The organism is Chlorogloeopsis sp. ULAP01 (assembly GCF_030381805.1).
GTDB lineage: Bacteria > Cyanobacteriota > Cyanobacteriia > Cyanobacteriales > Nostocaceae > Chlorogloeopsis.
Genome location: NZ_JAUDRH010000016.1, coordinates 41097 through 56304, shown reverse-complemented (window position 1 = coordinate 56304; position 15208 = coordinate 41097). Strand labels below are relative to the sequence as shown.

The 15208-nt window shown below is 40.9% G+C and carries 16 protein-coding genes; 6 read left to right on the top strand and 10 right to left on the bottom strand.

From position 1 onward, the window contains the following. Positions 1-109: 109 nt before the first annotated feature. Both QUB80_RS27305 and QUB80_RS27300 read right to left on the bottom strand, forming a co-directional pair. Positions 110-976, bottom strand: coding sequence for a serine/threonine protein kinase (locus tag QUB80_RS27305; protein ID WP_336622355.1), 867 nt, complete (start codon positions 974-976; stop codon positions 110-112). 77 nt (positions 977-1053) lie between these two features. Beyond that, a complete protein-coding gene (locus QUB80_RS27300) occupies positions 1054-1890 on the bottom strand; it encodes an alpha/beta fold hydrolase (protein ID WP_289792777.1) in 837 nt (278 codons plus the stop codon). A 128-nt stretch (positions 1891-2018) separates the two neighbouring features. On the opposite strand from QUB80_RS27300, the gene QUB80_RS27295 reads away from it, so the two are divergent. Continuing rightward, positions 2019-2156 carry a hypothetical protein gene (locus QUB80_RS27295; protein WP_289792618.1) on the top strand — a complete coding sequence of 46 codons (138 nt, stop codon included), beginning with the start codon at positions 2019-2021 and terminating at the stop codon, positions 2154-2156. Positions 2157-2357: 201 nt separating this feature from the next. On the opposite strand, the gene QUB80_RS27290 is transcribed toward QUB80_RS27295, so the two are convergent. The 5 genes from QUB80_RS27290 to QUB80_RS27270 all read right to left on the bottom strand — a co-directional run bounded on the left by QUB80_RS27290 (position 2358) and on the right by QUB80_RS27270 (position 7189). Continuing rightward, positions 2358-3593: an LL-diaminopimelate aminotransferase gene (locus QUB80_RS27290; RefSeq protein WP_289792776.1), complete on the bottom strand. Its 1236-nt coding sequence runs from the start codon at positions 3591-3593 to the stop codon at positions 2358-2360. 59 nt (positions 3594-3652) lie between these two features. After that, positions 3653-3982: a thioredoxin family protein gene (locus QUB80_RS27285; RefSeq protein WP_289792617.1), complete on the bottom strand. Its 330-nt coding sequence runs from the start codon at positions 3980-3982 to the stop codon at positions 3653-3655. A 200-nt stretch (positions 3983-4182) separates the two neighbouring features. Further along, the gene (locus QUB80_RS27280; protein ID WP_289792616.1) at positions 4183-4962 is read right to left on the bottom strand and encodes a PspA/IM30 family protein; all 780 of its coding nucleotides are present in this window, start codon (positions 4960-4962) and stop codon (positions 4183-4185) included. A 161-nt stretch (positions 4963-5123) separates the two neighbouring features. Then, positions 5124-5798, bottom strand: coding sequence for a PspA/IM30 family protein (locus tag QUB80_RS27275; RefSeq protein WP_289792615.1), 675 nt, complete (start codon positions 5796-5798; stop codon positions 5124-5126). Between the two features lie 83 nt (positions 5799-5881). Next, positions 5882-7189: a hypothetical protein gene (locus QUB80_RS27270; protein ID WP_289792614.1), complete on the bottom strand. Its 1308-nt coding sequence runs from the start codon at positions 7187-7189 to the stop codon at positions 5882-5884. Between the two features lie 192 nt (positions 7190-7381). On the opposite strand from QUB80_RS27270, the gene QUB80_RS27265 reads away from it, so the two are divergent. Then, positions 7382-7942: a DciA family protein gene (locus tag QUB80_RS27265; protein WP_289792613.1), complete on the top strand. Its 561-nt coding sequence runs from the start codon at positions 7382-7384 to the stop codon at positions 7940-7942. A gap of 779 nt (positions 7943-8721) precedes the next feature. Next, entirely contained in the window at positions 8722-9018 is a 297-nt protein-coding gene (locus tag QUB80_RS27260) for a hypothetical protein (protein ID WP_289792612.1), read from the top strand. A gap of 339 nt (positions 9019-9357) precedes the next feature. Here the strand turns inward: QUB80_RS27260 and menB are convergent, their stop codons facing one another. Next, the gene (gene menB, locus QUB80_RS27255; RefSeq protein WP_289792611.1) at positions 9358-10191 is read right to left on the bottom strand and encodes a 1,4-dihydroxy-2-naphthoyl-CoA synthase; all 834 of its coding nucleotides are present in this window, start codon (positions 10189-10191) and stop codon (positions 9358-9360) included. A gap of 102 nt (positions 10192-10293) precedes the next feature. Here menB and QUB80_RS27250 point away from each other — a divergent pair, with 102 nt between their 5' ends. The 3 genes from QUB80_RS27250 to QUB80_RS27240 all read left to right on the top strand — a co-directional run bounded on the left by QUB80_RS27250 (position 10294) and on the right by QUB80_RS27240 (position 13686). Then, positions 10294-11286, top strand: coding sequence for a P-loop NTPase fold protein (locus QUB80_RS27250; RefSeq protein WP_289792610.1), 993 nt, complete (start codon positions 10294-10296; stop codon positions 11284-11286). A gap of 65 nt (positions 11287-11351) precedes the next feature. Continuing rightward, entirely contained in the window at positions 11352-11888 is a 537-nt protein-coding gene (locus QUB80_RS27245) for a hypothetical protein (RefSeq protein WP_289792609.1), read from the top strand. 457 nt (positions 11889-12345) lie between these two features. Beyond that, positions 12346-13686, top strand: a complete 1341-nt coding sequence (locus QUB80_RS27240) for a YncE family protein (RefSeq protein WP_289792608.1) — start codon at positions 12346-12348, stop codon at positions 13684-13686. Position 13687: 1 nt separating this feature from the next. Here the strand turns inward: QUB80_RS27240 and QUB80_RS27235 are convergent, their stop codons facing one another. Next, entirely contained in the window at positions 13688-13969 is a 282-nt protein-coding gene (locus QUB80_RS27235; protein ID WP_289792607.1) for a monooxygenase family protein, read from the bottom strand. 237 nt (positions 13970-14206) lie between these two features. Then, positions 14207-15034, bottom strand: coding sequence for a carbohydrate ABC transporter permease (locus QUB80_RS27230; RefSeq protein WP_289792606.1), 828 nt, complete (start codon positions 15032-15034; stop codon positions 14207-14209). Positions 15035-15208 lie beyond the last annotated feature (174 nt).

The following is a 15208-nucleotide window of genomic DNA, read 5'->3' as shown; positions in this document are numbered from 1 at the left end:
ACGGGAAGCCGGGCAAAGCCCGTCTACAGAAGTCGCTAGCTAACGCAACGCCTGACGGCGAATGCGCAAGAGCGCAGATAGGGAAGACTTGGAGAAGGAGAAAGGGAGATTAAAAATTACTGGGTATGGTTTTAAATTTCTCAGCAGAACCTAACGAATAATCCTTTAATTTAAAATCGGCAAAGGGTTTTTTCTTGAGCCTATTTCTTAGTGCTTCATCTAAGACTACACCCTCTGATTCTTTGCGCACGCCAATAATAATAATACTTCTTTGATATGCAGTTAAATCACGTTTTGATTGACAATCTTGACGATGAAATTGGCCAAGATTTAAAAGTCGATAACTTTTTACACTAGATACATGAAAAAATAGTTTTTTGGCTAGAACTTGAGTTTGCTTTGCACGTTCAAAAGCCTTACGTTCATCAATTTGTGGTGTCCCTTCGCAAGCTGCTGTTCCCACTGAAATTATTTCAGTTGGGTTTTCCATAATAGTTTGTATTCCCTCTTGTTCGAGATTTGCTCTTAATTCGTCAATATTAATAATTTTATTCTTATGTTTAATTTGTTCTTCACTGCCCAATAACCATTTATATTTTGACAAAATAGCGATATTAAATTCTGCTGATCTGCCCTTACTATCCTTTCCTTCTTGATAGGGAAAGTAAGCAACTTTACCTTTTTTTTGGGGAATTTGTCCATAATCTGGAGGATAGGAAGTAAATTGAGGCGATCGCGCAGCCAATGCCCCTACACTAATTAACCCCAGCGAGACTAAAAGCGCAGTAACCAATGCCGATAGCGGTACTTTTTTTCGCGGCATTTGTTGTGGTGATTTTATATTACTTGATGGTGCTAAATTTTCTGCATTTCCATTCTCCGTCAACTCCAACGGAGAACCACTACTTTGACAAGAGTTTTTATCATGATCTGGATGATTTGGTTGAGGACAGTTGGGATTCTGACGAAAGCTCATAACCGATCCAGAAAACTACAAATGAGTGGTTCGTTAATACTCCTTTAGACAGATGTTAAAAGGTAAAAGTTGCGTGTTTATCTATTTTTTTTCAAAAAACTTTCCACTGTTTGATTAAATGCCTCAGGTTGTGTCAAAAACGGCCAATGATTTCCGGGAACCTGACACAATTGTAAGTTTCTCAAATATGTTTTATAAGGTTTTAATTGCCAATCTTGACGGTTCACACCTTTTTGTGGCTGTACGAGGAGAGTCGGAATCTGAATAGGAACTGTTAAACCAGGAACCCGCATAACTTCATCAAAGATGCCATCACGGACGGCAATGGTGAATTTACTACCCCAGCTACCATCAGATTTTTGTTCTATACCAGCTTGGAAGACTTGCTGCTGTAATGAACTCCATCCTTGATATTGATTTAACTGGCGTGCTTGCTGTTGTGCTGCTTCATAATTATGAAATGGCCCCATTGCTTTTAGAAACGGCAAAACACGATACAAAAGCGGAAATGTTGCCTTCAGGAAGCCGGGCATTTTCCAGATGAAAATTGGATCGACTAAAACCATGCTCCGCAGCCTTTGGGGATATTGCCTTGCCCAGATACAAGCTAGTTTACCAGACCATGAGTGAGCAACAACATGAGTGCTTGCCCATCCTAAGCGATCCATCAGTGCTTCCAAATCAGCGATCGCACTCTCAAAGCTATAGTCTTGCTCAGGTTTACTGCTTTCCCCATGACCGCGCATATCGGGCGCAACTATATGATATTCTGCTGCCAGATAATCTCCCAAACTAGACCACACCAAGGCATGATCGGCTAAACCGTGCAGTAATAATAAAGGTTCTTGACCTTGATTCCACTCTAAATAAGAAAGTTGAATATCAGGCTTTGATAAGGTTTGGCGTACAGGCAACATTAGTATTGTGGAGAGAAAGCTTTCCGCTTCAATGGTACAGGAATGATGCATCTGTGGGTTGCGATCGCTTTTGCAGTCTTAAGTAGGTTGCCGTGAATATTTATTGTTAAGATAAGGCAGTCCCAATGAAACAAGTTTCATCGCTAGGCATGAAAAACCTCACCCCGTCCTGTCGGACACCCCTCTCCTTAGCAAGGAGAGGGGCAGGGGGTGAGGTGACTTTCAAGTCAGAGGGCAGAGGGCAGAATGTAACAGAGTTTTAGTTTATTTTACTTTGCTGCATTTTAAACGCGATCGCATTCATTTTTTAACCACAGAACTAACGCCAAATACCTCTCTAAATCTTCTTCCTCCGTGCTCTTTGCGCCTGGAGCGATTTTATTCTTCAGTAACTCCTGCGTAAGCTTAATCCACTACAAGCTTTATTCTTATAGCCCTAGATTTTCACTCTGCGAATAATTTTCCTACAAAAACTCCGCAATTCTTCGTACTGCTGTTTCCAAAATATCTGGTTCATGCACTAAGGCAAAGCGAACATAACCTTCGCCAAATTTACCAAAGCCTGCACCAGGCGAAACTGCTACTCCCGTATTTTCAACTAGCTGAGTACAAAATCCTATCGAATTTTGACTCCAAGGTTCCGGTAACTTTGCCCAAACATACATCGTTGCTTTGGGAGTGGGGACTTGCCAACCAATATTGTGTAGCGCATTCACAAACGCATCCCGACGTTGACGGAAGGTAGCAACAGTTTTTTTCACTCCATCTTGGTTACCAGTCAGAGCAGCGATCGCGCCATTCAAAATCCCACGATACTGATTAAAATCAACTGCTGCTTTTACTTGCCGCAAAGCCCGAATTAACTCGGCATTGCCAATAGCAAAACCAATCCGGAAACCGCCCATATTATAGGACTTGGACAAAGTGAAAAATTCAATCGAGACACTTTTTTCTGGATCGGCTTGAAGAATAGAGGGAGCCAGAGAAGAAGGACGCGGGGACGCGGGGACACGGAGACGCGGGGATGTATTTAAAGAACTCTCCGCATCTTCTTTAGTATCCTCAAATACTAAATCGACGTAGGGGAAATCGTGAACTAAAACGAGATGGTGTTGCTGACAAAATGCAACGGCTTCTTGGAAGAAAGATAATGGTGCGATCGCACTGGTTGGATTGTGCGGATAGCTTAATACCATCATCCGTGACTGTGCCAGAACGGGTGTGGGAATATCGGCAAATACTGGTAAAAAACCGTTTTCTGCCCGTAGTGGCATGGGATAAATTTGACCGCTAGCTAAGTAGACTCCGCCTGCATGGGAAGGATAGCCCGGATCGAGTAATAAAGCAAAATCTCCAGGATTGAGTACAGCTAAGGGTAAATGAGCTGTTCCTTCCTGGGAACCAATTAGTGGTATGACTTCGGTTTCTGGATTGATGGGAATGCCAAATCTTTGCTCGTACCACAAAGCAGCAGCGTGGCGAAATGCTTGCGTACCGTGAAACAGTAGGTAGCCGTGGGTACTTGGATCGTAGAGAGATTGGGCGATCGCCTCAATTGCGTGGGCTTCAGCTGGCAAATCCGAAGATCCTAATGATAAATCTATTAATTGCCGTCCCGCAGCCAAAGCTTTTGCCTTGGCTCTATCCATGTCGGCAAATACATTCGATTGGAGAAATTGTAAACGTTGTGCAAACAGCATATGTGATTTGTCCTTCGTCATTAGTCATTAGTTAATGACCAATGACTAATGACTAATGACTAATTTAAGTGAGTATCTAACAAATCGAGTAATTTATCTTTGGTAATGACACCTTCAGTTGATGCTAGGAGTTGTTCCCCTTGAATGAGTCGTAGAGCCGGCACTCCCTCTACCTGGTATTGCTTAACAGTGGCTGGGTTGGGATCAACTTCCATTTTCACCACTTTCAAGCGATCGCTATAGGTATCAGCAGCTAAGTTTATCAATGGCGACATCAATCGACAAGGCCCGCACCAGGAAGCCCAAAAGTAAACCAACACCGGGCTGGAGGCTTGCATGACTTCGTTTTCAAATTCGGCATCAGTTATGGCTTTTACACCCTTATTCATTCCAGTCTCCATCAGGTGATATCGTTTTATCGTTATAAATTGACACACAAATTACTCTATCCCAAAGTAGTCAATCGTCCATAACCAATAGTCAATAGTGATTTTTACGATCAACTATTAACTTTTATGATGGTCACTTGTGGACACAAAATCCCACTACCAATAGGCGTGGGATTAACTTGAATAAGGAACTATAACTTTTACATTTGATCCAGTTGCTTGCGTAGGGAATCCAACTCGGCATCAACCACTTCAGATTGTTGATTTGATTTTGGCGCAGAGGTTTCTGGTGGTAATTGCTGTTGATTGGGCGTAGCACCTGGTAGGGAAATCTGAGCTTTTAAAGCTGCCAGTTCATCATCGATATCACTACTAGCCTCCAAACGAGCAAATTGCTGTTCTAAGTCTGCTCCAGCCAACTCAGCCGACGATTGAGCACGAGCTTCTTGGATCATGACTTTTTCTTCCATGCGCTCGAATGCAGCCATTGCACTGCTGGTATTCATACCGCGTACCATACCTTGGAGTTGTTCTTGGGCTTTGGCGGCTGTGATCCGAGCTTTGAGCATTTCTTTTTTGGTTTTGGCCTCAGAAATCTTGCTTTCGAGCTGAATTAAGTTGCGCTTGAGAGATTCTACCTGAACGGATTGCTGCTCTAGGCTAGCTTTGAGGGCAGTTCCTGATTCTGTAAAAGTCTTTTTGCGCTCTAGTGCTTGCCTGGCTAAATTTTCGTCGCCTTTTTGCAGAGCTAACTGGGCATTGCGTTGCCATTTATTGATTTCATTTTGAGCATCATTGTACTGTTTTTCGGTACGTTTTTGAGCAGCGATCGCCTGAGCAACTCCCTGACGCAGTTGTACCAAGTCTTCCTGCATTTCCAGAATGGCTTGTTCCAACATCTTTTCAGGGTCTTCGGCTTTGCTGACCATATCGTTGAGGTTGGCGCTGACTACTCTCTTAATGCGATCAAATAATCCCATAACTTTGTTTTTCCTTTTGAGATTTACGCGCTACTTTTTTACTATTTAATGCCTACTTATTTAAATTTAATCTTTCTAGACTGGTTCAGTCCTCCCCTGTATTAGTCTTTATTGATTAAGATATGCTTTTCAATTGGTCATTGCCCAATTTTTTCTATTCTTCAGGATTGGGTATTTTCCTTACTACTAGGAAGTTGTGCCTTCATTTGCGCCAAATCATTATCAACACTAGACTCTAAGACTGCAAATTTTTTCTCTAGTTCATCTGTACCCGTAACGGCAATAGCATCTTTTTGGGCTTCGAGTTGTAAAACTTTATCTTCCATGCGCTCAAAAGCACTTAAGCTGCTTGTACCCGAAACTCCATCCAGCATTTCTCGCAACCGTACAGAAGCTTCAGCAGAACGAGCGCGGGCAATATAAATATCTTTTCTGGTTCTCAGCTCAGTAATTTTGAGTTCGAGTTCCCGCATATCTTTTTTTAATCTAGCCACAACGCTACTTTGTTCTTCAATCTGGTTTAAGAGATCTGTGGCAGTTTTTTGATAAGCTTGACGTTTGGTCAGAGCTTCCCGTGCTAGAGGTTCGTTGCCTTGTTGTAGTGCTATTTGGGCGCGACGATACCATTCCTCTGCCGCAGACTGCGCTTGAGCCGCCTGCCGTTCGGTGCGTTTTTGGCTGGCGATCGCTGCTGCTACTGCTTGTCGTAACTGCACCAAATTGTCCTGCATTTCGATTACAGCTTGTTCCAGGACTTTTTCTGGATCTTCGGTAGCCCCAATTAAACTATTGATGTTAGCACGAATTGCCCGCCCGATACGGTCTATCAGTCCCATGTCGGCCCTCCAATGATATTTTGCCAGTCAGCAGCAAAGTTATGAGTAGATATTTACCTCATGGTATCTTATCGTCTGACTCGTTATGGCTGCTGCACCCTAGCTTTAATTCCTTTTGTCTCTAACATTTGCAAATGTTGTTTGACTTGCTCTTTTGTCTTAAAAGCTCCTAGATAAATAAATTTTTTTTCGGGTGACAAATAAGCATCAGGAACTGCTAGCCGTGCTTTAGTCAAATTATTGTCACCTTGATTATCAACGACCACATGATAGAAGCCATCCGCCAACGGTTTAATTTCTGCATCATCCAGCTTTTCTGGGGTGGGAGTTGGTTGGGGGGAGGGTGTGGCTGTGGCAGTCGGCTGTGGTACTTGGGCTGTATTTGTAGGAGTAATAACTGGGCTGGGTGTTGCGATCGGCAACGGTGGTGCCTGAGCAGTGGTTGTGGGAGAAACTATGGGGTTTTGGGTAACAACTGGGCTGGGTGTTGATATTAAAGTTGGTGTGGCTGTAGGTGCTAAACCAACTACATCATCAGGGGTTTTCACCTCTGAAAATTCGTTGTTAGCCAAATTAGGATATTTTGGTATGGGTGTGAGTGGTGCTTGCGTCTGTGCTTTAGTGTTGCTGCTTACATTTTCAGTCTTTATCCCTGAGTTGGAAGCGTTTCTTTGAAACAAATTATTTAAACTAAACTGGGGTAAACTTTTTGGATTAAACATTACATAACCAAGGGTAAGACTCGATAGTAATAGCAATAGCATCGAGCCAATACCTATGGGCGAGAGCAGACTATCGCTGGAAGTGCGAATTTTAGTTGTTTGGGGTTGTTCTTGTGCCAAACTCCGCAGCAGTGCTTCTGATGATTCTAAATAGTCATCTGGTGGTTTGGGAGTAGCTTGCGGCTTGACAATATCTTCACTCTTATTTTCCCCGATCGCCGCAGGAACAATATTGGCAGAATTTGGTGTTGGCAATGTTGGTTTTTCTTCTGTGGTGGATGCAGAGGAGATTTGAAGAGTATGCTGTCTTGGCAAGTTTTCCTTTTCAGACTTTGGCGATTCCTCATGAATATCTGCTACAACTGTTGGCGGTGTGGAGGATGAAACTTGGGGCAAGGAAATTTCGTTAACATTTTCTCCAATGGGTGGTGGTTGAGTTGTCACCCCCGCAGTCGTCACAACAGCTATCTTCTGAGCTTGATTGCTCATTGAAGCACGCATCCGGGGTTGATTGAGTGTTCTATATGCAGCTAACCGCGTTCGTCGATATCGCGTTAACTCTTGCTCTAGTTGTACTTCTAAACTTGCCAGTGCTGCTGCTAGAACTGGCTTCAAGCCAGGTGTTTTAGACGACTGTACACCCGAATCTTCCAGGTGATTTTGACTCATTGCCTATCTGCCTCAAATTTAGACTGCCGAAAATTAGGAATAATAGTAAAGTTAAAAACGGCTAGCTAAAAACTGTTAGCTAATCGGTGATAATTTAATTTAAATTTCAAAATACAGTTGTACTAAAAAACTGTGAAATTAGCATAAGGTTATTCCATCATCTAGATGCTATTTTGACACGCCCATACCAGGATGTCTTTGAACTCAGTTAACAATATTTTAGGTAGTCTAGAAATACAGACAAAATTACAACAGCAGCCGTTCCAGCGTTTGCTTTGCTGCTGGGCTGAAATTGTCGGAGTTGCGATCGCCGCCCATACTCGCCCAATATCGATACAACGTGATGTCTTGTATGTGGCTGCTTCTAGTGCTGCTTGGACACAAAACCTAACTTTTGAACGTCAGCGTCTGCTTGTTAAGGTCAATGCAGTGCTGCCTACTCCTTTGTTAGATATTCGTTTTTCTACAGCTTATTGGCATTCTAAAAAAGAAATTGCCGATCAACAAATACTCCTTCCGCAACAGCATCCGAGTCACCTGGATGAGGAAATCACATCGCCCCCTGAGGTTCCGTTGACTGCCAAAAACGCAAATACAGCGTTTGCTGATTGGGCAAAAACTGTACAAGCGCGATCGCATCACTTACCCTTGTGTCCTCAATGTCAATGTCCTACTCCTCCTGGGGAACTACAACGTTGGCAAGTCTGTTGTCTGTGTGCTGCTAAAAAGTTTTCAAATACTTTTGACTCTTAACTGTAATTTTTGTTACAACTATAATTGTTGATTTTCTGGATTCACATTATTTTTATTTGCATTTAGTTTAGTTAGGTTAAGCCTAGTGCTAATACTATTTCACGAAAAGGCTGATATGGATGTACCCCACCGCCTATGGCACCTCCCCTTAGTAAGGGGAGGTTGGGAGGGGTTGAATATGAATCACTCAAAAAGTTAAATAGTATAACAAGGCCACTAGAATAGTTCAAGGCATCTATATCTAGTAATTTTACTAGCCTGATTATCAGCTTGCCCTAAAGGTACTTATACACAAGTAGGAGGTTCATAAACTATTTCTTTATTTCGGTCATAGCTCAATAGTTGAACGAAACTTTATTAGCTAATTTATTCTTAAGCACATTCTTCTCCCATTGGATAGAAATTTTTGTCATTCAAACGTTACACAGGCTACCTTTTTTCTAAGACTTAATATGGCAGAATATACGATTGCCTTTATGCTCTTATGTATATCTTTTGCTAAGATTAGAAGATTAAAAGGAATTGAGAGCTTAGTTTTTAACCTTGATCCCTAGCAATTTTAAGTCAAAAGTCATTAGAGTCTAACTTTGGAAGTATATGTATCGTAATGTTAACTAAAATAATTGAAATATATAACACAAAGCTAAAAAGATTCTAAAGCAAATTATTTCTTAGGGATCGCTATAACCTAGATAAAAATATGCTTTTTGGCTCTTATCAGTATTTATATCTAGATGCAAAATTAGATTATGTAAATGAGCCGTAAAAGGCAATATATTATGAAAAATATTAAAGACTTAACTTCTGCTTGTAGATATTGTCGCTACTATCAGCCAGAGGGTCGTCGTGGTGGTATGTGTCAGCAGTTAGGAGCGCCAGTTCAAGCTAATTGGAAGGCTTGCTCTCTATCACTTCCGCCCTTTGCTCCCTCATGGGAAAGTTTGGAAGATGTTTGGAATTTGCCAGATGCCACCCCAGCGATCCCTTCAGAGATCAAGAAAGTAGTTATTGCTTCAATTGAAGGAACAGTTAGCAATACTACTGAACAGCCAAAAGCAAAAGTAGTAATAAGTTAGCTGTGTGGTTTAGACCAAGGGCAGTTAAATTACAAAAATAAAATTTGTATAGTGTTCAAATGCATCGTCAGGGTGAATTTCATCTAAACCAAAAAAATGAAACCAAGAATTTTTGAGAGACAACTTTTTACATTTGGCATTTGGAAACCGAAGCAGCACAGAGAGTTGTTAGTTATTAAAAAATTTCTTTGCAGGCAGTCTAAAAGAAAATTTACTTTTAACTTTTATTAACATAAGCGTGAATACTCCCCGCTAAGTAGATGTGGAACTGTATAGGTCTATAAATGACCTTAATATTTAAGAATCGCTCCTCGATATTAAGGAGCGATTTTTGCAATTTTAGGGTAACCAAGGATACTGACGAAAATTAGGTGGACGTTTTTCCAAAAATGCTTGTTTACCCTCGACTCCTTCTTCTGTCATGTAATAAAGTAAAGTGGCATTACCAGCAAGCTCTTGTAAACCAGCTTGCCCGTCACAGTCAGCATTAAATGCTGCTTTTAGACAACGAATCGCAATTGGACTTTTTTCTAAAATCTCTTTTCCCCACTGGATACCTTCTGCCTCTAATTGTTCTACTGGCACAACGCAGTTAACTAAGCCCATTTCTAGTGCTTGTTTAGCGTCGTACTGGCGACAGAGAAACCAAATTTCTCGTGCCTTTTTTTGTCCAACTATACGAGCGAGATAACTAGCTCCAAAACCACCATCAAAACTGCCTACTTTAGGGCCAGTCTGTCCGAAAATGGCATTGTCAGCAGCAATGGTGAGATCGCAAATTAAGTGAAGAACATGCCCACCACCGATCGCATAACCAGCTACCAAGGCAATCACTACTTTCGGCATTGTTCGGATCAGGCGTTGTAAATCTAGCACATTCAAACGGGGAATGCCGTCATCATCTAAATAACCTGCATTACCCCGTACACTTTGGTCACCTCCCGCACAAAACGCATATTTACCGTCTGTATGCGGCCCATAACCTGTAAATAAAACTACACCTATGCTAGTATCTTCGCGGGAATCACAGAAGGCATCGTAAAGTTCAAAAACTGTTTTAGGACGAAAGGCATTGCGTTTGTGTGGACGGTTAATGGTGATTTTAGCAATGCCATCGGCTTTGTGATAGAGAATGTCTTCGTAGGTTTTGGCAGTTTGCCAGTCAATTTGCATAACTGTGGAATGCTACTTGGAGTTGAAAATTGTATCTTGGGATAGGGAATACACCACCTATTAACTGTGCCACGATTACGTTACGAGTTGGAGAAGTTTCTCATGGCACAGACTGAAATAAATTCACAATCAGCCAACAATCCCCTGATTACTCCTGAACAAGACAAGCTAGGATATGCATCCTTTGCCCAGTATCTTGCAGATAGTATCTGTAAAATGAAATTTTCAGGAGGATTTGCGATCGCCGTGTATGGTGGTTGGAATTCTGGCAAATCTACGTTACTAAATTTTGTCATTAACTATCTCCAACAAAAGCCAGAAAACGAGCAACCAATCATAGTCCACTTTAATCCTTGGTTATTTTCTGGAAATGAAAACATTACAAGGCAATTTTTTGACCAATTACAAGATGTTTTAAGTCAAGTAACAAGTGTACCGAAAGGCTTGAAAGAGAGAATAGCAGATATTGCGAATGTGATTTCGGAAATTCCGCTTCCTTATACTAAAGCTACTAAGGCAGTAGCAAAGTTATTTGATGAGGAAGAGAAAGAAGCATCTGAAATCAAAGAAGAAGTTGAACAGATAGTTGCACAGCAACCACGACGAATAGTCATCGCCATTGACGATATTGATAGACTTGGTGCGGATGATATCAGAACACTCTTTCGCATTGTCAAAGCAATTCCCCATTTTACTAATGTTGTCTATCTTTTATTTTTTAATAAAGCAGTAGTTGCTAAAGCACTTGCAGAAACTGGAGACTCTCTAGAAAAAATTATCCAATATGCGTTTGAAATTCCTACTCCAGATCAAACATCGCTACGTAGATTACTGTTTGAAAAGCTGAATTTCATCATGGCTGATACACCAGAGGAGCTATTTGAATCAAATCGCTGGGGTAATATTTACTTACGAGGTATAGACCACTTTATTAATAATATTAGTGATATTGTTAGCTTTACTAATGCTCTGACAGTAATGTATCCTATCGTAAAAGGAGAAGTTAATGCAGTTGATTTTATTGCTATAGAATCACTACATTTGTTTTGCCCCAGCATTTATGAAAAAATATACAATAACTTTCCTGTTTCATAGAATATAACTATTCAGAGGAGAAAGTTAAAAGTTTAGTAAATACTTGGCTAGCTCAACTCAACGAGTTGGATAAACAACCTGTACAATATTTGCTCATGCAGCTTTTTCCAAAACTAGGAGACGTTTGGGGTAATATTAATGGTGACGACAGACAGCAAAAATTAGAATACTGTAAGCAACTTCGTATATGCTGTCCCGAAATATTTCCTATCTATTTTCGACTGAATTTAACAATAGGTGAATTAACCGATAGCCAGTTCCAATCCATTCTTACTTTAGCTGATGATACTCAAGTATTTAGCAACAAACTTATAGAATTGGTTCATCAAAAACGGCCTGATGGTATTACGCAAATTAGAGTATTTCTAGAACAGCTTGAAAATTACACTGAGAATAAAATTCCTCAAGATAGGCTTTCTATGATAGTAAAAGCTTTATGTAATATATGTGATAAAATTTCCTGTTTTGGAGATAAATCTCAGACAATGTTTGATTTAGGAAATAAAATAATAATCACTAACATTGTTTATAAAGTGTTACATAGACTGGATGAAAATACACGCTCTCATGTGTCTAAATTGTTATATCACAAAGCAAATTAACATCAAGAATTGTGAAAGAATGGGATATTGATATTCAAAATAAGGTAAGAGTTATCGTAAGATAAATTACTCACCCAAGTTAGAGATACTGAGTGCAAACACATTCAATAACTAAAATACATACCATTTCAAGTCAGGAAGAAAAGAACGAGACTGGTTTTAACGTCAATTCCTGCTAAGAAAATATGAATTTATTAGTAGATAACTCTCTGACAAAATAAAGTTGTTGACTCTATGATATAGAAGCTACATATAAATTTGGAACTAGGAGTGTGTTCAAAATAGCATATTGAAAGAATATCAAAATAAATTTTCTATCTGATTGTTATTCAAGAGTTTTCTTGTATTAATAGACAAAGTCTTCGAATTTTGTATTGCCAAAGTTACACTTCCAGAACATCACATCCAAGGATGAATGATGTGAACTGTGGTGTCAAATCTTTGGCATCAGTTTCTAATGTTGAATAGAATTATTGAAGCCATGTTCAAGATGAGAAATTGGTTAATTTTTGGATTACTGCTAGTTTTGGTAGTGTCGGGATGGAATGGGCAGGCGATCGCCAAGGATAATTTTGAAGTTTGGTTAGTGGATCAATCTAATTCTCCTGGAGTTTCCCACGGAGGCAAGATTTATATTTATGAAGGTTCCGATTTAATGGGCAAGCATCTCTCATCTGTGAAGCCCACTAGCGTGATTGACTTGGCAGGAAAAACTGCACAGATGTGTTCAGCCAACACTGGTGCGAACCCAGTTCGACCACATATGCTCTTATTTAATTCCAGCAATAGCCACGCTATTCTTTCATTTGTGGCAAGCGGGCATGTGGTAATTTATGATGCTGCCAAGCGAGAGCCAATTGCCTGCATCAGAACTAGTAAAGGAGCAGGTGGAGTACAACAAGCACATGCAGCCTATCCTTCTTCAGACAACAGCTACATTTTAGTAGCCAATCAAAATGGTAAATTACTAGAACGAATTGATACAGATTATAAAACTAACATTTACACGCTCAATCCTAGTGCAACAATAGATCTAGCCAATTGTACAACTCCGAATGGAGTAGGTTGCGAGTTAGCAGGTGTACGACCAGACAATGCACCCATCTGTCCTATTCTCGATTCATCAAGTCATCTGGGGTTTGTTACCTTGCGTGGAGGTGGAATGTTTGTTGTCAATCCAAAATCAAGCCCGATGACAATCTTGGCTGAGTATGACATGAATACAGTGCATGGCAACGGATGCGGCGGTGCTGAAGCTAGGAGCAATATGTACGTGAACTCTGGAGGTGGAACTGCTAGCAATCTTTCGCAGTTTGATGTATATAAATTTCCCCTTTTGGGTTACAACCCATTAAATCCACCCAACATACCTACACCGAAAGTCGTCTTTTCTGATAACACCACTCCCGATCGCGATGCTCACGGAATGGTGGTTACAAAGAATCAGCGTTTTGTGTGGGTAGGCGATCGCGCTGCAAACAAGATAGAGGTTATTTCTGTAAACTCAAACACGCAAGTCAATACGATTGACTTAGTAGGAGTATACAGTAACGATCCGACTCCTGACCTGATAGATATTGCTCCATCAGGTAAACTAGTTTTCATCTCTCTGCGTGGCCCTAATCCCTTGAGCGCCGATCCACACGTTTCCACTGGTAGTACTCCAGGTTTAGGTATCGTAAAAGTTACCGAAGGCGGCAAGAGTGGTATGATCAAGGGAATCGTCCCCATCAGTAATCTTGGCTTCGACAACGTAGAACGCGCTGATGCACACGGCATCAAAGTGCGGATTAAGTAAATTACTTCTGTTGGGCAATTCGTTCTGCTTCCTTTGCTGCCCTAACAAAGCACTGCTGACGCTCTTTTGATTTTCCCTCTCCATTCTTCACGGAATGCAAAGAACAAAAAACACCTGGGTCGACGGGTTTAATTCCTGGCTTATAAAGGGCTTCTGCTGTCTTTACCTGGTAAATTTCATGGTAGAAGCCTAACCCCCTACCTGCATTCTCCGTCAACCATTGCCACCAACAACTATGAGACAAATGACGCGCCCATTTATCTAGATCTGCATATGGTCGCAATATTGCATACTCACAGGCCCCTCTTCAGTCATCATCTGGCAAGTGAGTAAAAGTACTTCCGTACGAGCGGCTTCTAAGGCGGGGAACATTTCCTCTTATATACCAGATTGTTGGTATAAACGTTGTCCTTCCTTAGTATGAAATTGCACACCGAAGAAAGCTAAACATAGCGTCGGTTGTTCCCATAGTGCGGCGAGATAAGTTTAATTGGCAGGAATTTCGGGCATACAGTTAATCTCAATTTTTCATTCCCGTTGTAGCAATACCCCGAATCAACTGACGCTGACCGAGAAGAAATAACAACAATACTGGTATGGTGGCTATAGTTACTGCCGCCATCAGTAAGGGCCAATTATTGGTAAATTGCTCCTGAAATTCTGCTAGGGCTAGCTGCACTGTCCTTAATTCTGGTCGCGTGGTAAATACTAATGGTTTAAATAAGTCATTCCATTCACCAATAAAGGTGAATAAAAACAACGTTACCAAGGCTGGGCGTGCTAAAGGTAACATGATTCGCCACAAACTTTGCAGTCGGTTTGCCCCATCAATTGCTGCGGCTTCCTCTAATTCTACTGGGATAGTTAAGAAATACTGCCGCAGCAGGAAAATACCGAAACCATTAGCCGCAGTTGGAAAAATTAATGCCCAGTAAGTATTGATTAAGTGTCCCCACTTTAAAACTAAAAATATTGGAATTACTAACAATTGAAAGGGAATTACCAATGTTGCCAGTACAATGAGTAATAGTGCTTGCCGTCCGCGAAATTTTAGCCTGGCTAAAGCATAGCCTGCCAATGCCGAAGTTATAATCTGAAAGCCTGTGACAGCTAGGGCTACCAAGGTAGAATTAGCAAACGCCAGCAAAAATTTACCTCGTTGCCATGCCTCGCGGTAATTAGCAAAAGACCAACTATTTTTGGAGAAAAGTGTAGGAGTTGCCCCAGATGGTGCAAAAGATGTCAGGAAAACCACACATAGGGGCAGCAGGACAACAGTGGCCCCTAACAATAATACTCCCAGACTCCAAATGAGAGGATATTTGAGATTTGAGCTTGGTTTTGACATGAATTATAAAGAGATCCAAGCATTTTCTGATGCAACTGACGTAAACCTCCTTTCGGAAGAGATACGCTAAGGCTGCCAGCAACAGATAATCTATAACATAGTACTGGTTAAGTTAAATTAAACCATAGTGAGTAAATTAAAGGATGAAGGAAAGCAGAAGTAAGAAGTCAGAAT